Here is a 23,515-nt window from a genome sequence, read left to right as displayed (position 1 = left end):
GTTACGCGTCCTCCAGACCACGGTTTTTCAGCATCGGGCCGATCTCCGGCTCTCTGCCGCGCCAGGCCAGCCACAGATGCTGCAGGTCGGTGCTGTTGCCGCGCGACAGAATATGGTCGCGGAACTGCTGGCCGTTTTCGCGTGTTAATCCACCTCGTTCAACAAAGGCCTGATAGCCATCATCGGCCAGCATCTGCGTCCAGATATAGGCGTAATAACCGGCCGCATAACCGCCGCCCCAAATGTGACGGAAATAGCTGGAACGATAACGCGGCGGAACCGCCGCCAGTGCGATGTTTTCCGCCGCCAGCGCTTGTAGTTCAAAGTGACTCACGTCCTGCGGATTATCATCTGTGGTCAGAGAATGCCACTGCAAATCCAGCAGCGCCGCGGCCAGCAGCTCGGTCATGTCATAGCCTTTGTTGAACTTCGCGGCACGCACCATCTTGTCACGCAATTCGCCAGGCATCGCCTCGCCGCTTTGGTAGTGACGCGCATAGTTAGCAAACACCGCTTCGTTGCTGGCCCAATGCTCGTTGATCTGCGACGGGAACTCGACAAAATCGCGCGGCGTGGCGGTGCCGGACAGGCTCGGATAACGCTGGTTCGCAAATAAACCGTGCAGCGCGTGACCAAATTCATGGAACAGCGTAATCACTTCGTCCCAGCTCAGCAGCGCCGGCTGGCCAGCCTGCGGCTTGGTGTAGTTGCAGACGTTGTAGATCACCGGCTTGCTGCCGAGCAGCGTGCTTTGGTCGACAAAATTGCTCATCCACGCGCCGCCGCTCTTGTTATCGCGCTTGAAGAAATCGGTGTAGAACAGCGCTAGCGGTGTGTCGTCGGCATCGAAAATCTCATACACGTTGACGTCCGGATGATACACCGGCAGATCGTGACGCTGGCTGAAACGGATACCAAACAGCTGGCTGGCGGACCAAAACACGCCCTTCTCCAGCACGTTGTTCAGCTCAAAATAAGGGCGGATTTGGCTTTCATCCAGCGCGTATTTATCTTTGCGTACCTGCTCGGCATAGAAATTCCAGTCCCAGACGCGCAGCGGGAAACGGTGATGCGCTTGCTCAATGGCGCGCTGGATATCAGCGGCTTCGCGTTCTGCGCGCGCGCGCGCGGCAGGCACAATGTGGCGCATAAAGGCAAACGCGGCATCTGGCGTTTTTGCCATCTGATCCTGCATGCTCCATTCGGCATAGGTTTTGAATCCGAGCAAGCTCGCCTGCTGAGCACGTAGCTGCGCCATGCGCAACACGATGGCGCGCGTATCGTTATCATCGCCCTGCTCGCTGCGCGTTAGTGCCTGCTGGAACAACGCTTCACGCGTGGCGCGTACCTCCAGCGATTGTAAGGCCGGTTGCTGGGTGGTGTTTTGCAGGGCGATCAGCCATTCACCGTGTAAATCGCGCGCTTCGGCGGCGGCTTTGGCGTGCGCCAGATCTTCTTCACTTAATCCTGCCAACGCCCGCACATCGCTTACCACATAGGCGCCCGCTTTAGTGGCGGCTAAGAGCTTGTTGCCAAAGCGCGTGCTGAGGCTCGCCAGTTCCTGATTGCAGGCGCGCAGTTGGGTTTTATCGGCTTCGCTCAGGCTGGCGCCCGCCAGCTGGAAATGCTGCCAGGTGACTTCCACCAGACGCATGGCTTCAGCGTCCGGGCACTGCGAACCGCGCTGTTGATACACGCTATCGAGGCGGGCAAACAGCTGGCTGTTGAGGCAGATTTCATCGTTCAGCGCGGTGAGCTGCGGCGTAATCTGTTCGTCGATTTCCTGCAGACGATCGCTGGTATTGGCAGAGGTCATCGCGCCAAACACCAGATTGACGCGTTTTAACAGCTGACCGCTGCGCTCCAGCGCCTCATAGGTGTTGGCAAAGTCTGGCGCATCCGGATTGCTGGCAATCGCTGCCACTTCGCGGCGTTTTTCTGCAATGCCCGCTTCTAGCGCAGGCAGAAAATCGTCTTCCTGAATCTGATCAAAGGGTGGCGTTTGATACGGCAAACGGCTGGCGGTGAAAAACGGATTGGCTCGTGAAGTCATTATCGCTCCTGATAATCAGCAACGCCGCACGGCGGCGGCGGGATGTTTCTATCCTGGCAGTTTCCACCTCTCTCAACAACTTATCGCCTGCTGCTGATAAACGCTGATGATTTCGCCCGCCACCGCCACCGCAATTTCAGCTGGCAACTTGCCCTTCACATCCGCTAAACCAATCGGGCAGCGTAGGCGTGCAACGGATTCGGCAGCAATGCCTTTGCCCTCCAGCCGATAGCGAAAGCGCTGGGCTTTCGTCGCCGAGCCAATCACCCCGGCATAGCGGAAATCGCCGCGGCGCAGAATCGCCTCGCTGAGCGCCAGATCCAGCGGATGATCGTGGGTCATTACCACAAAGTAACTGTCAGGTGCGGCTTCCTGCACACAGTCGATTGGATCGTCGACCTGGCGCACCGTGACGCCAGCCGGTACCGTGCGAAACTGTGCGGCGCGGCTATCAATCCAGGTGATATGGCACGGCAAGGTGGCCAGTAAATTCACCAACGCCTGGCCAACATGACCGGCACCAAACAGGTGAATTTCCGGCTGATGCTGCATCAGCGGCTCAAACAGCAACGTGGCGTGACCGCCGCAGCACTGGCCGAGACGTGCGGCCAGCGCGAACTCTTCACTGCGCGGTTGCGTGCACCGCTGCTGCAGCATGGCACGCGCTTGCGCAATGCACTGGTACTCAAGATGACCACCGCCAATTGTCAGAAACGTATCGCTGGCGCTTACCACCATCTTACTGCCGCGATCGCGCGGTACCGAGCCACGCTCGCTGAGCACGGTGATGAGCACGCAGCTTTCGCGCTTTTCGCGCAGGCTGTGCAGCACGCTGATCCAGTCATGATAAATCATGCTCTGCTCCTGATAAGCGCTGAATCCCCCAGAACACCCGCTCTGGCGTGGCGGGTGCATCCAGCTGCGGATGGCGGCGATAATTGTCGACGCTGGCGACGGCATCCTGCAACGCACACCACACGGCAATGCCTAACATAAAGGGCGGCTCGCCAACGGCTTTCGAATGGAACACCGTGTCCTGCGGATTTTTGCGATTCTCCACCAGCGTGACGCGCAGATCGCTCGGCACATCGCTGATCGCCGGGATTTTGTAGCTGGCCGGGCCGTCGGTGAGCAGTTTGCCCTTATCATTCCATACCAGCTCTTCGCAGGTGAGCCAGCCCATGCCCTGCACGAAACCACCCTCCACTTGCCCGATATCGATAGCGGGATTCAGTGAGGCGCCCACATCATGCAGAATATCGGCGCGCAGCAGGCGGTATTCGCCGGTCAGGGTATCGACCAACACTTCGCAGCAGGCGGCGCCGTAAGAGAAGTAATAGAACGGTTTGCCGCGTCCGGCGGCACGATCGTAATGGATACCCGGCACTTTATAGAAGCCGGTGGCAGAGAGCGGCACCTGGTTAAGCCAGGCAAGCTGTGCCACCTGCGCAAAAGTAAAGTGCTTCTCACCAACGCGCACAATGCCGTTACTAAAGCTCACCGCGTCAGCAGCACATTGATGCTGCTGACACAGCATCTCGGTCATGCGATCGCGCAGGATTTGCGCGGCATTCTGCGCCGCTTTGCCGTTGAGATCGGCGCCGCTTGAGGCAGCAGTTGGCGAGGTATTCGGCACTTTACCGGTATCGGTGGCGGTGACCTGAATCTGGCTGATATCAATTTGCAGCACTTCCGCCACAATCTGCGCCACTTTGGTGTTTAACCCCTGACCCATTTCGGTACCACCATGATTGAGCTGCACCGTGCCATCGGTGTAGATCAAAATCAGCGCGCCCGCCTGATTAAGGAAGCTGGAGGTAAAGGAGATGCCAAATTTCACCGGCGTCAGCGCCAGCCCACGTTTCATCAAACGGTTGCTGGCGTTAAAGGCGCTTATTTCACGGCGACGTGCCGCATATTCGCTGCTGATTTCGAGCTGGGCGGTCATCTCATCCAGCAGATTGTCTTCCACCTGCTGGTAATAATGGGTGATGTTGCGATCGGTTTTGCCGTAATAGTTGCGTTTGCGCAGCTCAAGCGGGTCCAGTCCCATTTCCCGCGCGATGTGATCCATGATCTGCTCAATCGCCACCATGCCCTGCGGGCCGCCGAAGCCGCGATAAGCAGTGTTAGACGCGGTGTGAGTGCGGCAGCGATAGCCGGTGATCAGCGCATCGCCCAGGTAATAGGCGTTATCGGCGTGAAACATCGCGCGATCGACAATCGATCCGCTGAGATCGAGCGAATAGCCGCAGTTGCCGGCCAAATCAATTTTCACGCCGCAGAAGCGCCCATCGTCATCAACGCCGACGTCGTAACGTACAAAAAACGGGTGGCGTTTGCCGGTGATTTGCATATCGTCGCGCCGCGCCAGACGCATCTTCACCGGTTTACGCAATTGCCGTGCGGCGATAGCACATAAACAGGCCACGCCTGCCGCCTGCGTCTCTTTGCCACCAAAGCCACCGCCCATGCGGCGCATATCGATGGTGACTTTGTTCATGGTGATGCCCATCACTTCCGCCACCAGTTTTTGCACTTCGGTGGGGTTTTGCGTGGAGGAGAACACCTGCAGGCTGTCGTCTTCGCCAGGAATCACCAGCGCCGTCTGGGTTTCCAGATAGAAGTGCTCCTGGCCGCCGATATGAAACTCGCCCTTGATTCGCCGAGGCGCGCGCGCCAGCGCGGCTTCCGCATCACCGCGCTGATGAACATGTGGCTGCTGCACAAAGAAGCGCTGTTCCAGTGCTTCACGCACGTCGAGTACCGCCGGAAGTGCTTCATATTCAATGACCGCTGCCGCAGCGCCGGCACGCGCCGCTTCCGGTGAGTCGGCCGCGACGGCAATCACAATTTGGCCGAAGTATTCGATTTTGTCCTGCGCCAGCAGCGGATCGCCCGGCTCCAGCGGCCCAACATCGTTGAGACCCGGCACATCGCGCCAGGTCAATACGCTGACCACGCCCGGCACCGCGTAACAGGGTTGCACATCCAGCTTGAGGATGCGCGCGTGCGCGTGCTCGCTGAGGCGCGGACAGAGATGCAGTAATCCCGGTAAATCCGGCTTATCGTCAATATACAGCGCTTCACCGGAGACGTGCTTCTCGGCACTTTCATGTTTGTTGCTGCGCCCCACGCCAGTTTGCATGCCGGTGGCGAACTGCGTTTTCAGCAGGGTTTCATTCAGTTCCGGGCGGTTATGAGACATAGCGCGACACCTCGGTAATGGTCAGCTCGCCAGACGCTTGCGCGTAATAGCGGCGCAGCAGATTGCGTGCCACCTGCAGGCGATAATCAGCGCTGGCGCGGAAGTCGCTCAGCGGCTGGAAATCCACGCTCAGCGCGGTACAGGCTTTTTCGATGCTGGTGAGATTCAACGGCTGGCCAAGCAGCGCTGTTTCCGCTGCCAGCGCGCGTTTCGGTGTTGCCGCCATGCCGCCAAAGGCGATACGCGCTTCCACAATCACATCATTACTGATGTGCAGATTGATGGCGGCGAACACCGCGGAAATATCATCATCCAGTCGTTTCGCCACTTTCCATGCGGCAAAGTTGGGTGACACCGTCACTTTGGCAATAGTAATACTGTGAATGAACTCACCCGGCTGCATTACCGTTTGGCGATATGCGGTAAAGAATTGATCGAGCGGAACTTTTCGCTGCCGTTCGCCCTGCTGCAAAACCAGCTGCGCGTTCAACGCCAGCAGCATTGGCGCACAATCGCCAATTGGTGATGCATTGCCAATGTTGCCGCCCAGCGTGCCCTGATTGCGGATTTGCAGCGAGGCAAAACGCTCCAGCATGCGGCTAAACGCCGGGATGTGCTGCGCCAGAAACTGGTAGCACTGCTGCAAGGACGCGGCGGCACCGAGATAAATATGGTCATGATCCTCGTGGCAAACCTTCAGCTCGTTAACCTGCTCCAGCGCAATTAACAGCGGCAGGCGTTGATATTGCTGGGTGATCTGCAGTGTCAGATCGGTGCCGCCCGCCACTAAACGTGCCTCGGGATGCTGCTGATAAAGATCGGCGAGCTGCGCCACGGTTTTCGGCAGATAACAGCGGCTGCCATCGGCTTCAATAATCTGCACGTCATCGTTGCTGAGCGCCTGTAAACGCTGCACCAGCGAGGCGGCGTTGGCGGTGAACGCATCCGCATCCGCATGTGCGTGTTCACATGCCTGCTGCGCGGCCTCCATGATCGGACGATAACCGGTGCAGCGGCAGAGATTGCCCGCTAATGCCTGTTCCGCCTGATGACGATTCCAGCCGCCACTGTTTTTTTGCAGGGTGAACAGCGACATCACAAAGCCCGGCGTGCAGTAACCGCACTGCGATCCGTGGCAATCCACCATCGCTTGCTGCACGCTGTGCAGTTCGCTGCCCTGTTTAAGATCTTCCACGGTGATCAGTTGCTTACCCTGCAGGCTGCTGACCAGTGTCAGGCAGCTGTTGACCGCCTGATAGTGCATCTGGCCATCGACGACCTTACCGAGCGTGACGGTGCAGGCACCGCAATCCCCTGAGGCGCAGCCCTCTTTGGTGCCGCGTCGCTGCTGCTGGCCGCGCAGGTAGTTGAGCACGGTGAGGTTGGGATCCAGCGCGTGTTCGGTCACTAAACGATTGTTGAGTAAAAACTGAATCATGCGATTTGCTCCTCACTTTCACGCTGCCATACCGGTTTGCCGCTCACCCAGGTCTGCGCGATGTTGCGGTCATCGCCCAGCGTCATCAGCACAAACAGGCGCTCCCAGATATCTTTGCTATTGGCATGGCGCAGCTTCTGCAGCGGCGAAACCGCCGGATCGAGCACCACGAAATCGGCCTCTTTACCGGGATTAAAGTTGCCGATGACGTCATCCAGATCGAGCGCGTGCGCGCCGCCCAGGGTGGCATGATAGAACGCTTCGCAGGCGCTCAGTTTGTACTGCTGTAACTGGCCGACCTTATACGCTTCGCCCAACGTTTGCAGCAGGTTAAAGGTGGTGCCGGCGCCGACATCGGTGCCGATGCCCATGCGCACGCCCTGCTGCCAGCAGCGTTTGATATTGAACAGGCCGCTGCCGAGAAACAGGTTTGAGGTCGGGCAGAACGCAATCGATGAATCGGTGTCGTGCAGGCATTGCCACTCTTTATCTTCCAGATGCAAACAGTGGGCGAACACGCTGCGTTTGCCGGTGAGGTGGTGATGATGGTAGACGTCGAGATATCCGTCACGCTCAGGGAACAGGGCTTTTACCCAGGCGATTTCCTGCTGGTTTTCACTCAGGTGCGTGTGCATCCACACGTCTGGATACGCTTCGCGCAGCTGACGCACTTTGTCCAGCAGTTCCGGTGAGGATGTCGGCGCGAAGCGCGGCGTGAGCGCGTAGCTCAGGCGACCACGTTGATGCCAGCGTTCAATCAGTTCTCGCGTGTGCTGGTAGCTCTGTTCGGGCGTTTCAGTCAGGTATTCCGGCGCATTGCGATCCATCATCACTTTGCCGGCAATCAGCCGCATATCCAATTGATGCGCCGCGCTAAATAGTGCATCCACCGACTGTTTGTGCACGGTGCCAAACACCAGCGCGGTGGTGGTGCCGTTTGATAACAGCTGTTGCAGGAAGAACGCCGACATTTTTGCTGAGTGATCGGGACAGTGATATTGGCTTTCCGCCGGGAAGGTGTAGTGATTCAGCCATTCGAGTAACTGCTCGCCGAAGGCACCAATCATCTCAGTTTGCGGGTAATGAATATGGGTATCGATAAAGCCCGGCACAATCAGTTTGCCGCGCAGATCGGTAACCTCGGCTGGATTGACGCGCCCTTCCGCGATCTGCCAGCTTTCGAGGCTGACCACTTTGCCGTCGCGCAGCGTTAATAAGCCATCTTCGAGATAGCGTGCGTTGGCGGCGATGTCGTCCGGCTGCGCGGCCAGAGCGGTGATATCAAAGAAGCTGGCGCGCAGCAGCGTTTCGGATGCGTAAGGCATAACGGTTCCTTGGTGCTTTTTTATGTGCAGGTAATGGCTTAAAGATAGTTTGCAAAGCGCATGCCAACGCAAAGAACAAAAAATACTGTTTAAATTCAATATAATAGGTTGATTCGACTGGTTTTTGTGTCAAGCTGGCACTGCAATCGTATGCGCAACCGATTGCTTATGTTGGCAAACGGTTGCTATTTATCACTGCGCTGAGTTTTGCTTCATTGAGCGCGTACCAAGCTCGATGACATGCGTCTTTGTGGTGCGCGATTGCACTCTCAACGTGCAGGCAAAATCCTGCAACAGCTTGCCTTTGGTTTTCATGAGCATGGGTTGAAGGTTAATGCTAAGGTGTGGCTGATAACCTGAAATCGTTTAAGGAACAGTGAGATGATTATTTTTGTTACTGGCGCAACTGCTGGTTTTGGTCAAAGTATCACCCGCCGCTTCATTGCTACAGGTCACAAGGTGATCGCCAGCGGACGTCGCGCTGAGCGCTTAAAAGAGTTGAAAGAGGAGCTGGGCGACAATCTGTATACCGTGCAGCTGGACGTGCGCAATCGTGCCGCCATCGACGAAGTGATTGCTGCCCTGCCCGCCGAATGGCGCGATATTGATGTGCTGGTGAACAATGCCGGCCTGGCGCTGGGCGTTGAACCGGCGCATAAAGCCAATATTGAAGACTGGGAAAATATGATCGACACCAACAACAAAGGCTTGGTGTATATGACGCGCGCGGTGCTGCCAGCGATGGTTGAGCGCAACGTGGGGCATATTGTGAATATCGGTTCGATTGCCGGCAGCTGGCCCTATTTAGGCGGTAACGTTTATGGCGCGACCAAAGCGTTCGTGCGTCAGTTCAGCCTGAATCTGCGTACCGATCTGCACGGCACCGCGCTGCGCGTAACCGATATTGAGCCAGGTTTGGTTGGCGGCACCGAGTTTTCTAACGTGCGCTTTAAAGGCGATGATGGCAAAGCGGAACAGGTATATGAAGGCACCACCGCTCTAACGGCGGAAGATGTTACTGAAGCGGTCTATTGGGTGACCACGCTGCCAAAACACGTCAACATTAATACGCTGGAGATTATGCCCGTAACGCAAACCACCGCAGGTTTGAAGGTGCATAAAGGTTAATGTGATTTTGTTGGGTGCGCATTCATGCGCACCAGGTCGCCATAAATGGCGACCCTACCAAATTAAGCGCGTCCCCAACCGGCCACAATAATCAGCATACCGCTAAACGCCACCAGCGCGCCGACCCAATCCCAGGTACTCAGTTTCACGCCATCTACCACACGCAGCCAGATTAGCGCGGTCAACACATACACGCCGCCATAGGCCGCATAGACGCGTCCGCTTGCCGCTGGATGCAGCGTCAATAACCAAACGAACAGCGCCAGACTCGCCGCCGCTGGCAGCAATAGCCAGGCCGTCATGCCCTTCTTTAACCAGAGCCACGGCAGGAAGCACCCGACAATTTCCGCAATCGCTGTAATGAAAAACAGCAACGTGGTTTTCACCAGCATTGAAAATCTCTCTCTAACCTAAACAAATAGCTCACCGCTGGTGAGCAAAGAAGCAGCGATGATATACTAGCGTCCATGGTTGTTACAGCCATGATCCCGGCTGTGCTGGTGTTAAACTGAAGGAAATGAAGATGAAAAAACTGTATTCCACCCTGCTGGTAACCGTGCTGACCTCCAGCGCATTACTGGCCGCGCCGCTGGCTTCTGCAAATACCGATCGCCTGATTATTGAAAATGGCAACAGTGCGTCCAGCAATGAAGCAGCGCGTCAAAGCAAAGAGCAGTGGAACGACACAAAAAATCTGCGTAACAAGGTCAATACCCGCGTTGAGAAAGAGTTCGACAAAGCGGATAAAGCCTTTGATACGCGTGATTCGTGCGAGAAAAGTTACAACGTTAACGCCTATTGGGAACCTAACACGCTGCGTTGCCTTGATCGTCGTACCGGACGCCCCGTTGCGCCCTAATGCGTTATCGCTGCTATAGTTTGCAAAGGAATTCTTACCAAAGGAGTGAATGATGAAAAAACGTAATGCAGTTCTGCTGATGGCCATGCTGGCTCTTCCGGTGTTAGCACAGGCATCGTGTGAAAGTGTTAAAGCGGATATCAGCAAAAAAATTATCAATAACGGCGTCGCTGAAGCGGACTTCACGCTTGATATTGTCCCCAACGATCAAGCCGATCAAGCCGATCAGGCTGGTGGTCAGGTGGTTGGTCATTGTGAAAATGACACACAGAAGATTGTTTACAAGAAAAATGGCCATGATGCTGACAGCAGCGTGCCAGACAGCGCAGGCAGTTCTCAGGATAGCTCAGCGCAATAATCTTTCGGGCGGCATCCTGGCCGCCCTGCTTTTACTCCGCTTCCGGCCGCTGGCGCGGCATCAGCCATGCCACTCCCAACGTCAACAGCGCAATCAACAGCGACACGACAAACACCCAGTGTAATGAGGTGGCAATTTGCCCAGTCCAGGCATGCAACGTCGCCTCTGGCAGCGCCTGACGGCTTTCGGGCGACATGATTTTCTGCATCGGATCCTCTGCCTGCGGCAAACGCAGTGACAGATTGAGATTGAGCACCGCCCCCATCAAAGCGGTACCAATGGCCGACCCTATCATGCGGCTAAACATGATCGACGCGGTGCAAATGCCGCGAATGTCATAATGCGCGTGGTTCTGTACCGATACCAAAAAGGTCGTGGTGGTCATTCCCATGCCGGTCCCCATTACAAACGCGGTAAAACCGGCCTGCATAATGGAGCTATCACTGCGCAGCAGTAACAGTAACGCGCTGCCCGCAATCAGCAGCAGTGCACCCATTTGTGCGGTAAATCGATACGACGTCACCAACATCAATCGGCCGCTCAAGGTACTCGCCAGCGGCCAACCAATCGACATCATTGCTAATGCGCTGCCCGCCTGCAGCGGCGTGCCGCCGGTGATGCCCTGAATCCACGTGGGTAAAAATGCGCTAATGCCCATCATGGTGGCACCTATGATCAGGTTGCCCACGTTACCCGCGACGATGAGGCGACTGCGCCAAATTTCGAGCGGGAAAAGGGGCGCATCGGCGCGCTGTTCATGATGTTTTAAGCGCCATGCGGCAATGAGCGCCAGCGCCAGGAACGGCAATAACCAATAGCCAAGTACTTCCGCTTGCAGCAGCGCGACTAATAATGCCGTTACACATATCATCAGCCAGCAGCTGCCGGTGAGATTAAGTGCGGAATCCTGATGGTGCTCACGCGTTGGCAGGAACCGCGCCAGCAATAGCATCGAAAGCACGCCAATCGGCACGTTGACCCAAAAAATCACCGACCAGCTAAAGTGCTGGACCAGCCATGCGCCGCTTAGTGGTCCAATAATTGCGGCAATACCCCACACGCTGGAGAGCCAGCCCTGAACGCTGGCGCGTTCGCGCGGAGAATAGACATCGGCAACGATGGTCGATGTCAGCGGCATAATGGCGCCCGCGCCCAGGCCCTGAAAAGCACGGAACAGAATTAACCACGTCATGTTGTGGGCAAATCCGCAGAGAATGGAGCCAAGCAAAAACAGCGTAACACCAATAAACAGCAGCCGTTTACGGCCCCACATGTCCGCCAGGCGGCCATACAGCGGCACGCTTACCGCCTGGGTGAGCAGATAGATGGAGAACACCCAACCAAACTGCGAAAAACCGCCGAGATCGGCAATGATCGTCGGCATCGCGGTGGCCACGATGGTGACCTCAATTGCCGCCATAAACATGGCCAGCATGCAGCCGATGAGAATCCAATGGCGATGTTCCGTATTCAATTCTGCAGTTTCAGTCATACGCCTCCCTAATTTCTAACAAGGCTAGCTGAAAATTCGTAATAGCAGTTTCCTCTGCGTGCGCCTATTTGTGACAGCGTCACGCATTTCGATGAAATTTTTTTATTGTCGGATGATGCCTTATTCCATGCGGGTTCGCTGTGATTTCCTGTGATTTCTATCTGTCTGATTTTGCCGTAAAAACTGGCGCTATTCGACAAGCATTGCTATAGCTCTAAACGGTGCTTTCCAGTTATTCGCTGAAAAAGCATTAGCAAACAGTCATTTTAACTGCAATTTGACGGGGTGAAGGATTTTCGTGTGTGAGTATGGCTCACATCGCCACCATCCTGGGAATGACATAAGCATATCGAACGATTTTTCGAATCAGGGAGACACTGGCTATGCAAAATGCATCGCTCGCCCGCCGCGCGGGGCTGGCTCTGCTCGCGATTGTCGCGGTGATTGCTCTGCTGGTATGGGGGCTGGGTTTAAATACGCTGCGCGATCGCCGGGAAGATTTGGTTTATCTCGGACAGCAGCATCTGTTTTTAGTGTTTTGGTCGATGTTCTTTGCGCTGCTGGTCGGGATTCCCAGCGGTATTTTACTTAGTCGTCCGTTCGCCCGTCGCTGGGCTGAATATGTAATGCAAATCTTCAACGTAGGTAACACGCTGCCGCCGCTGGCCGTTCTGGCGCTGGCCATGGTGATTGTCGGTATCGGCGATCGCCCTGCGCTCATTGCCCTGTTCCTCGCTTCACTATTGCCGATTGTGCGTAATACTTTTGCCGGTTTAAGCGCGGTTCCGCCGTCGTTAATCGAAGCCGCCAATGGTATAGGTATGACCAAATTCCAGCGTTTGCGCCAGGTGGAGATCCCCAACGCGTTACCGGTGATTTTAGCCGGTATCCGCATCGCTACCGCCATCAACGTAGGAACCGCGCCATTAGCGTTCTTGATTGGCGCCAGCAGCTTTGGCGAGCTGATCTTCCCCGGCATCTATCTCAATGATTTCCCCACGCTTATTCTTGGCGCAGTCGCTACCGCTCTGGTCGCGCTGATTCTCGATATGCTGCTGGCGGCATTGGGACGTTATCTCAGCCCGCACTCTGCGGCTTAAACACAAGGAGTTTTGTGATGGCTACTGCCAATAAGCTGGCGCGCTGGGTTAAACGTACGGCGCTGGCACTGACCGCGACGCTGGCAATCAGCCAAAGCGCCGCCGCCGCAACACCGATTACCATGGCGACCAAAAGCTTTACCGAGCAACACATCCTGTCCGCGATGACGGTGTTGTGGTTGCAGAAGAAAGGTTTTCAGGTGATCCCAAAGACCAATATCGCCACCACCATTGGTCGCAACGCGATGATCAATAAACAGATTGATATGACCTGGGAATACACCGGCACTTCGCTGATCATCTTTAATCACATCAATAAACCGATGTCGACGGAAGACGCCTATAAAACGGTCAAACAGCTGGACGCCAAACTGGGTTTGGTGTGGCTCAATCCTGCTCCGATGAACAACACCTATGCGTTCGCCATGCAGCGTGACCGCGCGGATAAAGAAGGCATCACCACCATGTCGCAGCTGGTGGCGAAGCTGGAAGAGGTGCGTAAAAACGATCCTAAACACAACTGGAAACTCGGTTTGGATCTCGAGTTCTCAGGACGCTCCGACGGCCTGAAGCCGCTGCAAAAAGCCTACAACATGCCGCTGGATCGACCGCAGATTCGCCAGATGGATCCGGGCCTGGTGTACAACGCGATTCGTGATGGTTTTGTGGATGCCGGCCTGATCTATACCACCGATGGGCGTGTGAAAGGTTTTGAACTCAAAGTGTTAGAGGACGACAAGCACTTCTTCCCAAGTTACAACGTCACGCCAGTGGTGCGCCAGGATGTGTTGCAAAGTCATCCGGGATTGGATAGCGCCCTTAATCAGCTGTCGGCCCTGATTAATGACGAAGCGATTACCGAGATGAATAAGCGTGTCGATATTGATCATCAGTCACCGCAACAGGTGGCGCGTGATTTCCTTCAATCTAAAAACATGCTGTAAGGAGGCGCTGTGGATACCTTGCATTACATCATGAATAACTGGCACACCCTGATGACGCTCACCTGGCAACATACGTGGCTGGTGCTGGTGGCGGTCGGTTTCGCGATTATTGTCGGCGTACCGCTGGGCATTTTGATTGTGCGCTTTAAGTGGCTGGCAACGCCGGTGCTCGGCATCGCCACCATCGTGTTAACCATTCCCACCATTGCGCTGTTCGGCCTGATGATTCCGCTGTTTTCGATGATCGGTCAAGGCATCGGTGCCCTTCCCGCGATTACTGCCGTGTTCCTTTACTCGCTGCTGCCCATCGTGCGTAACACGCACACCGCACTGGAGAATCTTTCCCCAGGTCTGCGTGAAGCCGGGCGCGGAATTGGCATGACCTTCTGGCAACGCCTGCGTTGGGTAGAAATTCCAATGGCGCTGCCGGTGATTTTCGGCGGTATTCGTACAGCGGTAGTGATGAACGTCGGTGTAATGGCGATTGCTGCCGTGATTGGGGCCGGCGGCCTGGGCCTGCAGCTGCTCGACGGTATCAGCGGCAGCGATGTGCGTATGTTGATTGCCGGTGCCTTAATGATTTGTTTGCTCGCGATTGTGCTTGATTGGCTGCTGCACCGTTTGCAGTCGGCGCTGACTCCTAAGGGGATTCGATAATGATAAAACTGGAAAACCTGACGAAAACCTTTACGCAAAAGAACGGCACTACGCTTAATGCCGTTGATAACGTCAGCCTTGAAGTGCCTGCCGGGGAAATGTGTGTGCTGCTCGGTCCATCGGGCTGTGGCAAAACCACTACCCTGAAGATGATTAATCGTCTGATCCCTTCCTCAAGCGGCCGGATTTTGATCAACGGCGAAGACACCAGCGGACAAGATACCGTGACCCTGCGCCGTAATATTGGTTATGTCATCCAGCAGATTGGTCTGTTCCCGAATATGACCATCGAAGAGAATATCACCGTAGTGCCGCGTATGCTGGGCTGGGATAAGAAGCGCTGCCGCGAACGTGCCACGGAATTGATGAGCATGGTGGCGCTCGATCCGACCAAATTCCTGCACCGCTATCCACGCGAAATGTCCGGTGGCCAACAGCAGCGTATCGGCGTGATTCGCGCACTGGCCGCTGATCCGCCGGTATTGCTGATGGATGAACCTTTCGGTGCGGTCGACCCCATCAACCGAGAAGTGATTCAGAACGAGTTTCTCGAGATGCAGCGTCAGCTGAAGAAGACCGTGATGCTGGTGAGTCATGATATCGATGAAGCGTTGAAACTGGGCGACCGCATTGCGGTATTTGGTCAGGGTAAAATCGTGCAGTGCGCCAGCCCGGATGAGCTGTTAGCCAAACCCGCTAACGATTTTGTTGGCTCTTTTGTCGGTCAGGACCGAACGCTGAAACGGTTACTGCTGGTGCAGGCAGGCGATGTAACCGATCAACAGCCCACCATTACCGTACAACGTAATACGCCCCTGCAGGAAGCGTTCGCCACCATGGACGATAACGATATGCGTTCGGTGACGGTAGTAGATGAAGATGGCAAGCCACTGGGATTTGTGAAGCGTCGTGAAGCACGCGGAGCCACCGGTCGCTGCGAAGAGATGCTGCATACGTTTAAAGTGACGGGGAAAGCTGAAGAAAACCTGCGCGTGGTGCTCTCCAAACTGTATGAACACAACACGGTATGGATGCCGATTGTCGATGAAGAGGGACGCTACAGTGGCGAAATATCACAGGATTACATCGCCGATTATCTGAGTTCAGGGCGTACGCGTCGTCGGTTAAATCCTTAATAAACCTACGTTAATCGAGTAAGTGCCCCGCGCTTTTTACCGCGCGGGGCATGACTCAGCGTAGGGTGACGACAGCGAGACGCACCAGAGCAAAATTCATCACTGCATTCACTTTCATCAGGCTGCTGGTTTGGCACTGTCATTGCGCGCAACCGCTTCATTCAATAGATTTACATCCAGATAGCGGCTGAGTTCGCGCTGTTCTGCGCGCGGTAAATAAGGCAATTCCCCTAACAAAGGGGCGTGCAGTTTTTCCCGCAGCACATCGATAATCTCAGCATAATGGGCCAAACCTGGATTAATACGATTAGCAACCCAGCCCACTAATTTCAATCCATCAAGCGCAATGGCATCTGCGGTGAGTAATGCATGACTGATACAGCCTTCTTTAATCCCTACCACCAACAGCACGGGTAATTGCTCCTGCTGTACCCAGTTAGATAACGGTTGGAGATCGTTCATTAAACTACGCCAACCACCCGTGCCCTCAACCACAACGCAGGCTGCGCGCGCTTGTAAATCATGAAGCCCGCGACTCAACAGTGAATAATCAATACGTTGCGAAGAGCTGGTGCTGATCTCATCCTCAATCAACGTAATAGGATTCACCGCGCTATAAGGCAGAGTGAGAGCGGAAGACTGCTGTAATAAAAGCGCATCTTTATTACGTAGCCCCTCAGGTGTGACCTGCGCGCTTTTGGCGACAGGTTTGTAACCTGCTGCGCATAAATCGGCTTTTGCGAAACACTGTAATAACGCGCGTGATACGACGGTTTTACCCACCGCGGTGTCGGTACCGGTGACAAAAAGTGTTTTCACCACTCTCCTCCTTCATTAAAGCGATGTGTAACGTGCGAAGGAGGCAGTTTAAGTAAATGTGGCGAGAAGCAGATTGCGTTAGCGCAAACTTAAGGTGAGCTTTAATTATCCCTGCAACAGTTTTACCAATAAAGAGCCGCTATAGAGCGCGTCTTTGATCAGCGCCGCGCCGCCAAAGGTGCCAGGATCGTTGAAAGCCGTTGGCGTGAGCTGGATTTCACGGCTGTACGCGGGCAATGCCTGCTGACGAATGGTACTACTCACCGCCGGAAACAAAACGTCAGAAGCCTGGTTGAGCGGAGAACCGATAAGTATTTGTTGAGGATTAAAGATGTTGACCATCATTGCTAGCATGCGGCCTATATGATGACCCACTCCGGCAATGACATCGCGCGCCAGACGATCGCCCTGCTGGGCTGCCGAGCACAGGCTTGCGATGGTCAAAGGTGCATCATGCAACAAACTTTCTGGCTGCGACGGCAAACGCTGCGCCGTCAGGTTCAGCAGACTTCCGGTGCTGGCCACCGTTTCGAGGCAACCATTATTCCCGCAATAGCACTGTTGGCCGTAGGGATCGATTTGCGTATGTCCAATTTCCACTAAGGTGCGGCCATTCTTATGCAACAACTGTCCGCCGCTAATGACGCCCGCGCCAACCGTTTCATCAATCACTATCTGAATCACGTTTTGCGCGCCGCCCGATGCGCCAAATAGCGCTTCTGCGAGCGTCCATGCGGAAATATCATGCTGCACAAACACCGGTAGCCCGGTGCGCTGAGCCAGGGTTTCTCCCAGAGGCATCTCCTCCACATCATATCCTGGCATGCGATGCACCACGCCCGAAGCGGCGTTGATTAACCCTGGTAGCGTAATGGCGATAGCGGTTAGCCGCTCCAGCTTACTTTGATGTCGAATGAAGAAATCATTGACGATGTCTTGCAAGGTTTGTAGCAATGGCTTTTCAGGCGTGGCGAGCAGCGGTAATCGATCTTCCTGGATTGCTCGCGTGCTGAGATCGCGCAGCGTTAGCGTAATCTGTCCGGGTTGGATGCGAATAGCGAGAAAGTGCCAGGCAAGGGTATCGAGGATCAGACCAATCGCCGGACGCCCGCGACTGCCCGGATCCTGAAACTCCGTTTCCTGCACCAGGTGGGCATCAAGCATTTCACGTACGATTTTGGTAATACTGGCGGGTGCTAACTGGGCACGTTTAGACAGCTCAATACGCGAAATCGGGCCGTAAAGGTCAATCAGTCGGTAAACCACACCTGCGTTGGTCTGTTTTATCTGGTCAATATGGCCAGGTTGACTGTACAGATTCACGCCCCTGCTCCCATTATTTTCGCGCTTCTAAATAAACAGCAGCTATGGTGATGCAGATTGACCGGCAGCGTCAAATATTTGATTAGAAATGTGATTTATCGCACATAAAGAGAGTATATCGCGACAACAGCTGGTTCAATTCTCGGCATTTTTGAGCATCAGCGTCATCATATTTGCCATCTGCGCGGTGGGTTCACGCGTCGCCGACCAGACTAGCCAAACCTCAGAAATAGCATCGCTCTCCTGCAAGGGAATCCATACCACATCCGCCAGACGCGCTCGACGGAAAGACGCCGGTAAGATCGAGACACCAAGACCGGTTGCCACCAGGCCAAGAATAGTCATCGCTTCACCGACTTCCTGGGTAATAAAGGGTTGGATTTGATAACGATGCAGCAGCGCCAGAATTTCTCCGTACAGCGCCGTCCCCCCTTGCGGATCAAAAAACACAAATGGCTCGTTTGCTAATAGCTGGATGGAAATTGATTCCGCATCAGCCAGCGGATGTGCCCAGTGCACCACGGCACAGAGCGGTTCACGCAGTAACACCCGATGTTGCAGGTCGTTGGGTAGCGGCGTATTGCGCATAACGCCGAGATCGAGCCGCGCTTCATGCAGAGGCGCAAGCTGCTGGCGCGTATTGTTCTCCTGCATCTGAATGTGCACCTCCGGCCAGCGCTGCCGGAACTGATAAAGCGCATCGGATACCAGACCGGTGAACGGAGCGGACGACGTAAAACCGATGCGTAACTCACCCTCCTGGCCGCTATGTACTCGCGCCGCACGGCCCGTTGCCTGCTCAACCTGCAGCATAATAGCGCGCGCATCCTGGAGAAAAAGGCGCCCTGCGGGCGTGAGCTGCACGCTACGATTGGTACGCGTAAAAAGTTGAGCGCTAATTTCCTGTTCCAGATGCTGAATCTGCTGACTGAGCGGCGGTTGCGAAATATTCAGGCGCTGCGCTGCACGGCCAAAATGCAACTCTTCCGCCACGGCGATGAAATAGCGTAAATGGCGCAACTCAATATTCATATTTTAAACGTCTTATTTGAGATTATTAATATATTGTACAACCTATTAGCGCTTTCCTACAGTAACGTCATTAATCACCAACCGAGGATGTTCCGTGAGTCGCTCTTCCCAGGCGGGGATACTTGATGAAGACGAGTTGTCCGTAGAGCCTGCACCCGCTGTACCCCCTTCAGAATGGATTGAGCGCGGATCGCCGCAGTTTATGCGCGTGACCCTTGCGCTGTTTTCCGCCGGCCTTGCCACTTTTGCTTTGTTATATTGCGTACAGCCCATCCTCCCAGTGCTATCACAGCAATTTGGCGTGTCGCCCGCAGAGAGCAGCATTTCGCTCTCACTTTCGACCGGGTTAATGGCGTTGGGATTGCTGTTTACCGGCCCGTTATCGGACGCAATTGGACGCAAATCGGTAATGGTAACGGCGCTATTGCTCGCGGCCATTTGCACGTTGATATCAGCCACCATGAGCAGTTGGCAGGGGATTTTGCTGATGCGCGCGTTGATAGGTTTATCGCTTAGCGGCGTCGCGGCTGTGGGCATGACGTATCTGAGCGAAGAGATTCATCCGCGGGTTATCGCCTTTTCGATGGGACTGTATATTAGCGGCAACTCGATTGGCGGTATGAGTGGACGATTGCTTACCGGCGTTCTCACTGACTTTTTCTCATGGCGCATTGCCGTTGGCGTTATCGGCTGCTTTGCCCTTGCCGGTGCGCTGATGTTTTGGAAAATTTTGCCAGCATCGCGCCATTTCCGTCCGGCATCGTTGCGACCGCGCAGTTTGTTCATCAACTTCCGCCTGCACTGGCGCGATAAAGGACTGCCGTTGCTGTTTGCGGAAGGCTTTCTGCTGATGGGCGCATTCGTGACGCTGTTTAACTACATCGGTTATCGCCTTCTGAGCGCACCGTGGTCGCTAAGCCAGGCCGTGGTGGGTTTGCTTTCAATTGTTTATCTTACCGGCTCCTGGAGCTCGCCGAAGGCCGGGGCCATGACCAGCCGCTTTGGGCGTGGTCCAGTGATGATTAGCGCCACGGCGATCATGCTCGCGGGACTGTTGCTTACCGCCTTTGACTCACTGTGGGCAATTTTACCTGGCATGATGTTGTTCACCGCTGGATTCTTTGCCGCTCACTCGGTTGCAAGCGGCTGGATTGGTCCACGCGCGCGCCGCGCTAAAGGCCAGGCCTCTTCACTTTATCTGTTCAGCTACTATGTGGGCTCAAGTGTGGCAGGAACGCTAGGTGGCGTGTTCTGGCATAGCTATGGTTGGATAGGCGTCACCGTCTTCATTACGCTTTTATTATTAATGGCTTTGTTGGTCGGATGGCGCTTACAGTGCCGAAAACTGTAATACTTTTCACCTTTCTCTCGGGGCCTGTGCGCCCCGCTTCTTTTATCACGTTACGCCACCCGCCGTTCTGACAGTTCCAGATAAAACAAAATGGCGATTCATCGCTATAATAATTCCATTCCAACAATAGTTAGACTTTTATTATTTCACAGCAATGAGGACGTTAGATGGAACTCTATTATTACGTCGATAAGCATGCCGGCTATAACGACAATCATGTGGTACATGCAACGGGCTGCCCGTTCCTCCCTTCCGATAATGCACGCCGTTTTCTAGGTACTTTTTATACGCCGAACGCCGCCATCCAACAGGCGCGTAAGTTTTATACCAGCGCGATGGGCTGCGAGCACTGTTGTCCGGTCGGTGTAAAAAAAAACCTGACAACCCAGAATAGTGTGGCACTAAAACACATGGTGAGACTCTGATAATACTGGTCTGACAATGGCTTAAGCGGTTAAACCATTTTGTTAAGCGAAACTAAGGGATTTCATAATAATTATAAATTTCAGCTTAATATTGTCTGGACCTTTATGTAAGGAATGCGCCCAAGGTCCAGATCGCCCCGAACCCGTCTTAGCATTTTACTTCACTTCTTCGCGCTGTTTATTTATCGAGCAGAAAACAATAATAACCTCAGGCTATTAACCACGCCGGAGGTGATAAAAAATATTCAGCGATAAAAGCCCGACAAACGGTTTCCCTCGGCGCATTAATGCTCCACAATAGCCGCAATTTTGTGACAAAGGTCACCTTTATGGGGTGCAATTTGGCCCTGACATTCGCCGCCTGACTGATTTGAACTCCATGCAATCTACAACCGTCTCCCGTAAGACAGCCTGGCTGCGCGTCGTGCTGCTGGCTATCGCTGCTTTTGTCTTTAACACCACGGAATTCGTTCCGGTTGGTCTGCTGTCGGATATCGCCGCCAGTTATGCCATGAAGACCGCCGACGTTGGCATCATGCTCACCATCTATGCATGGGTGGTGGCACTATTGTCGCTGCCGTTGATGTTGCTGACGCGTAACATTGAACGCCGCTTACTCCTGTCGGTGCTATTTATTCTGTTTATTGCCAGCCACGTGCTCTCTTCTGTGGCGTGGGATTTCACTTCTCTGGTTATCTCCCGTATCGGCATTGCGCTGGCGCATGCGGTGTTCTGGTCAATTACCGCTTCGCTGGCAATTCGTGTGGCGCCTGCCGGTAAGAAAACACAGGCATTAAGTATGCTGGCTACCGGGACGGCGCTGGCGATGGTATTGGGTGTGCCCATTGGCCGCATCGTGGGTCAATACCTCGGCTGGCGTACTACTTTCGGTATGATTGGATTGTCGGCTTTGGTATTGCTCATCCTGCTGATGCGCGTACTTCCTCGCCTGCCTAGTGAACACACCGGTTCGCTGAGCAGCGTACCGATGTTATTCCGTCGTCCTGCGTTGGTCGCCATGTACATTCTGGTAACGGTGGTGGTGACGGCGCATTACACCGCTTACAGCTATATCGAACCGTTTATGCAGGTTGTGGCCAATGCCGATGAAAACTTCACCACCCTGCTTTTGCTGCTGTTTGGATCGGCTGGCATTATCGGCAGCGTGTTGTTCAGCACGCTAGGTAATAAATTCCCCTCAGCGATGCTGATCGCGGCCATTGCTATCATCACGTTGAGCATGGGTCTATTGGTCTTTGCCGCCGCGCGTCCCGCCGCAATCACCATACTATGCATCGCCTGGGGCATGGCAATGATGATGATCGGATTGGCTATGCAGGTGCGCGTGTTGGCACTGGCACCGGATGCAACTGATGTCGCAATGTCGCTGTTCTCAGGGATTTACAATATTGGCATTGGTGCAGGCGCGCTGCTGGGCAACCAGGTTAGCCTGCATATGAAAATGTCAGATGTGGGTAACGTTGGTGGCATCATTGGGCTTGCCGCCCTGTTCTGGTGTATCGCTATCTTCCGTCGCTATCCTCAGTTACGTTCTAACGGATAATAAAAAAGGCTTCAGCAGACATACGCTGCTGAAGCCTTTTATTCATTTCTCACAGCATGCTTCGGGGCACGCTGCACAATTCTCTTAGTTATAAATGACTGCTGTGCCATTTAGCTTGTTGTTGCCAGAGGTCGAAGTTATGCGGAAAGACTTTGCTCCCGCAGCATTGGCCTTCTCCGATAGCTGGTTCTCCAGCGAGGTCAGGTTAGTGCTACCTGAAGCGCTAATCACGCCAATCTGTTGTTGATTCATTGGCGCTTCGTTTACCAGATCGGCAGCCATGCTACCAAACGCGATGGAGGACAGTGCCACAGCGGCCAGGGTCAGTTTAATGCTTTTCATAATTTTCTCTCTTATACACAGATGAATTGGGGTCGGATGCGATTAACTTAACAACCGTTAATTAAATGCTAACGCCGAATGGGCATGCTCGTCAATCATTTTATTAACGGTCATTATTTTAATCGGGAGTGGCGTGATTATGGGCTTTCAGCGCTTTTTTGACTTATCCATTCGGGTGCTTTTAGCCAGCGAAAGCACAAACGGGCAAAGCCTAACGCAGGTAAGATGAAGTCGACTTGCATATTTATTTAATGATCGGTAATTTAATTGGGTGTTTTCATGCAATGAGGTGCCCAATGACAGACATTACCGCAGCGGTAAACCGTAAAACTCGCGGTCGACCAAAAGTCTTTGATCGTAACGATGCGCTAGATAAAGCATTGATGCTGTTCTGGGCCCATGGTTACGAAGGCACTTCGCTGTCAGATTTGGTTAACGCAACCGGCGCTAAAGCACCTACGCTCTATGCTGAGTTTGAAAACAAAGAGGGTTTATTTCGTGCGGCAATGCAGCGCTACATCGAAACATTCAGTGCACAGCGTAATGCGGTATTGAATGATGATGCGCTGGATGTGAAAACCGCAATTGAAGCGTATTTTCGCGCCACCGCGGCTTGTTTTACCGAGTGCGATAAACCCGCAGGCTGCTTTTTTATCTGTACGTCCAGCGCGTTATCGTCTGGCTCAGAAGAGGTGGCACAGATGCTTGCGCAGCAGCATCATGCGCAAGAGTCTGCGTTAAAAGCGTTTCTCGATAAGCGGCAGCAACGTAATGAACTGCCGCAGTGCGCTAACAGCAGCACATTAGCCAGTTATCTCGCCTGCTTGCTGCAGGGAATGTCGGTACGGGCTCGCGAAGGTGCCAATCGCGCCGATCTTGACCAGATCGTCGATACGCAGATGGCAATTTGGCCTGCGTTGGCAGGTTATTGTGAGCTGAGCTAGATAAAAATGCAGGCCAA

General features: G+C 54.3%; 22 protein-coding genes. 11 read left to right on the top strand and 11 right to left on the bottom strand.

Annotated features, from left to right (window positions below):
- Nucleotide 1 precedes the first annotated feature (1 nt).
- The 5 genes from dcp to guaD all read right to left on the bottom strand — a co-directional run bounded on the left by dcp (nt 2) and on the right by guaD (nt 8,024).
- Nucleotides 2–2,053, bottom strand: coding sequence for a peptidyl-dipeptidase Dcp (gene dcp, locus AC07WB_RS09235; RefSeq protein WP_494940373.1), 2,052 nt, complete (start codon nt 2,051–2,053; stop codon nt 2–4).
- A 72-nt stretch (nt 2,054–2,125) separates the two neighbouring features.
- Nucleotides 2,126–2,908, bottom strand: a complete 783-nt coding sequence (xdhC, locus tag AC07WB_RS09230; RefSeq protein ID WP_097097358.1) for a xanthine dehydrogenase accessory protein XdhC — start codon at nt 2,906–2,908, stop codon at nt 2,126–2,128.
- Nucleotides 2,895–5,261, bottom strand: a complete 2,367-nt coding sequence (xdhB, locus tag AC07WB_RS09225; RefSeq protein WP_494940372.1) for a xanthine dehydrogenase molybdopterin binding subunit — start codon at nt 5,259–5,261, stop codon at nt 2,895–2,897. Before xdhB ends, xdhC begins: the two co-directional genes overlap by 14 nt.
- A complete protein-coding gene (xdhA, locus tag AC07WB_RS09220) occupies nt 5,251–6,699 on the bottom strand; it encodes a xanthine dehydrogenase small subunit (protein ID WP_494940371.1) in 1,449 nt (482 codons plus the stop codon). The genes xdhB and xdhA overlap by 11 nt, the downstream gene beginning before the upstream one ends.
- The gene (gene guaD, locus AC07WB_RS09215) at nt 6,696–8,024 is read right to left on the bottom strand and encodes a guanine deaminase (protein ID WP_494940370.1); all 1,329 of its coding nucleotides are present in this window, start codon (nt 8,022–8,024) and stop codon (nt 6,696–6,698) included. Before guaD ends, xdhA begins: the two co-directional genes overlap by 4 nt.
- A 381-nt stretch (nt 8,025–8,405) precedes the next feature.
- On the opposite strand from guaD, the gene ydfG reads away from it, so the two are divergent.
- Nucleotides 8,406–9,152, top strand: a complete 747-nt coding sequence (gene ydfG, locus AC07WB_RS09210; protein WP_049852249.1) for a bifunctional NADP-dependent 3-hydroxy acid dehydrogenase/3-hydroxypropionate dehydrogenase YdfG — start codon at nt 8,406–8,408, stop codon at nt 9,150–9,152.
- 62 nt (nt 9,153–9,214) lie between these two features.
- On the opposite strand, the gene AC07WB_RS09205 is transcribed toward ydfG, so the two are convergent.
- The gene (locus tag AC07WB_RS09205; protein WP_176519176.1) at nt 9,215–9,544 is read right to left on the bottom strand and encodes a YnfA family protein; all 330 of its coding nucleotides are present in this window, start codon (nt 9,542–9,544) and stop codon (nt 9,215–9,217) included.
- A 131-nt stretch (nt 9,545–9,675) separates the two neighbouring features.
- On the opposite strand from AC07WB_RS09205, the gene AC07WB_RS09200 reads away from it, so the two are divergent.
- The gene (locus AC07WB_RS09200) at nt 9,676–10,011 is read left to right on the top strand and encodes a DUF1283 family protein (protein ID WP_097097362.1); all 336 of its coding nucleotides are present in this window, start codon (nt 9,676–9,678) and stop codon (nt 10,009–10,011) included.
- A 52-nt stretch (nt 10,012–10,063) separates the two neighbouring features.
- A complete protein-coding gene (locus AC07WB_RS09195) occupies nt 10,064–10,369 on the top strand; it encodes a DUF1161 domain-containing protein (RefSeq protein WP_494940369.1) in 306 nt (101 codons plus the stop codon).
- 31 nt (nt 10,370–10,400) lie between these two features.
- Here the strand turns inward: AC07WB_RS09195 and AC07WB_RS09190 are convergent, their stop codons facing one another.
- Nucleotides 10,401–11,861 (bottom strand): MDR family MFS transporter, encoded by a 1,461-nt coding sequence (locus tag AC07WB_RS09190; protein WP_494940368.1) that lies wholly within the window; start codon nt 11,859–11,861, stop codon nt 10,401–10,403.
- 383 nt (nt 11,862–12,244) lie between these two features.
- Between AC07WB_RS09190 and AC07WB_RS09185 the strand changes: the two genes are divergently transcribed.
- Genes AC07WB_RS09185 through osmV form a run of 4 tightly spaced genes read left to right on the top strand, consistent with a single transcriptional unit; the run spans nt 12,245 to nt 15,698 of the window.
- Nucleotides 12,245–12,961 (top strand): ABC transporter permease, encoded by a 717-nt coding sequence (locus tag AC07WB_RS09185; RefSeq protein WP_494940367.1) that lies wholly within the window; start codon nt 12,245–12,247, stop codon nt 12,959–12,961.
- A gap of 17 nt (nt 12,962–12,978) precedes the next feature.
- Nucleotides 12,979–13,905 (top strand): glycine betaine ABC transporter substrate-binding protein, encoded by a 927-nt coding sequence (locus AC07WB_RS09180; protein WP_097097366.1) that lies wholly within the window; start codon nt 12,979–12,981, stop codon nt 13,903–13,905.
- A gap of 9 nt (nt 13,906–13,914) precedes the next feature.
- Nucleotides 13,915–14,562 carry an osmoprotectant ABC transporter permease OsmW gene (gene osmW, locus AC07WB_RS09175; protein ID WP_064738719.1) on the top strand — a complete coding sequence of 216 codons (648 nt, stop codon included), beginning with the start codon at nt 13,915–13,917 and terminating at the stop codon, nt 14,560–14,562.
- Entirely contained in the window at nt 14,562–15,698 is a 1,137-nt protein-coding gene (gene osmV, locus AC07WB_RS09170; protein ID WP_097097367.1) for an osmoprotectant ABC transporter ATP-binding protein OsmV, read from the top strand. The genes osmW and osmV overlap by 1 nt, the downstream gene beginning before the upstream one ends.
- 117 nt (nt 15,699–15,815) lie before the next feature.
- Here osmV and bioD read toward each other — a convergent pair whose 3' ends face one another.
- The 3 genes from bioD to AC07WB_RS09155 all read right to left on the bottom strand — a co-directional run bounded on the left by bioD (nt 15,816) and on the right by AC07WB_RS09155 (nt 18,872).
- On the bottom strand, nt 15,816–16,520 hold the full coding sequence (gene bioD, locus AC07WB_RS09165) for a dethiobiotin synthase (protein WP_097097368.1): 705 nt from the start codon (nt 16,518–16,520) through the stop codon (nt 15,816–15,818).
- A gap of 102 nt (nt 16,521–16,622) precedes the next feature.
- Nucleotides 16,623–17,840 (bottom strand): sugar metabolism global transcriptional regulator Mlc, encoded by a 1,218-nt coding sequence (gene mlc, locus AC07WB_RS09160; protein ID WP_097097369.1) that lies wholly within the window; start codon nt 17,838–17,840, stop codon nt 16,623–16,625.
- 135 nt (nt 17,841–17,975) lie between these two features.
- A complete protein-coding gene (locus AC07WB_RS09155; protein WP_494940366.1) occupies nt 17,976–18,872 on the bottom strand; it encodes a LysR family transcriptional regulator in 897 nt (298 codons plus the stop codon).
- Between the two features lie 94 nt (nt 18,873–18,966).
- Between AC07WB_RS09155 and ynfM the strand changes: the two genes are divergently transcribed.
- The 3 genes from ynfM (at nt 18,967) to AC07WB_RS09140 (ending at nt 22,212) form a co-directional block, all read left to right on the top strand.
- Entirely contained in the window at nt 18,967–20,223 is a 1,257-nt protein-coding gene (gene ynfM, locus AC07WB_RS09150; RefSeq protein ID WP_494940365.1) for a multidrug efflux MFS transporter YnfM/SxtP(Kp), read from the top strand.
- Nucleotides 20,224–20,390: 167 nt separating this feature from the next.
- Nucleotides 20,391–20,648: a hypothetical protein gene (locus tag AC07WB_RS09145; RefSeq protein ID WP_097097372.1), complete on the top strand. Its 258-nt coding sequence runs from the start codon at nt 20,391–20,393 to the stop codon at nt 20,646–20,648.
- 379 nt (nt 20,649–21,027) lie between these two features.
- Nucleotides 21,028–22,212 carry a sugar transporter gene (locus tag AC07WB_RS09140; protein ID WP_494940364.1) on the top strand — a complete coding sequence of 395 codons (1,185 nt, stop codon included), beginning with the start codon at nt 21,028–21,030 and terminating at the stop codon, nt 22,210–22,212.
- A gap of 84 nt (nt 22,213–22,296) precedes the next feature.
- Here the strand turns inward: AC07WB_RS09140 and bhsA are convergent, their stop codons facing one another.
- Nucleotides 22,297–22,554 (bottom strand): multiple stress resistance protein BhsA, encoded by a 258-nt coding sequence (gene bhsA, locus AC07WB_RS09135; RefSeq protein WP_097097374.1) that lies wholly within the window; start codon nt 22,552–22,554, stop codon nt 22,297–22,299.
- 296 nt (nt 22,555–22,850) lie between these two features.
- Between bhsA and AC07WB_RS09130 the strand changes: the two genes are divergently transcribed.
- On the top strand, nt 22,851–23,498 hold the full coding sequence (locus AC07WB_RS09130) for a TetR/AcrR family transcriptional regulator (protein WP_345829785.1): 648 nt from the start codon (nt 22,851–22,853) through the stop codon (nt 23,496–23,498).
- Nucleotides 23,499–23,515 lie beyond the last annotated feature (17 nt).

This window comes from Pantoea sp. GW821-FHT03E06, from assembly GCF_059420725.1.
The sequence above is the reverse complement of the archived record's forward strand: the minus strand, read 5'-3'. Positions and strand labels throughout refer to the sequence as shown.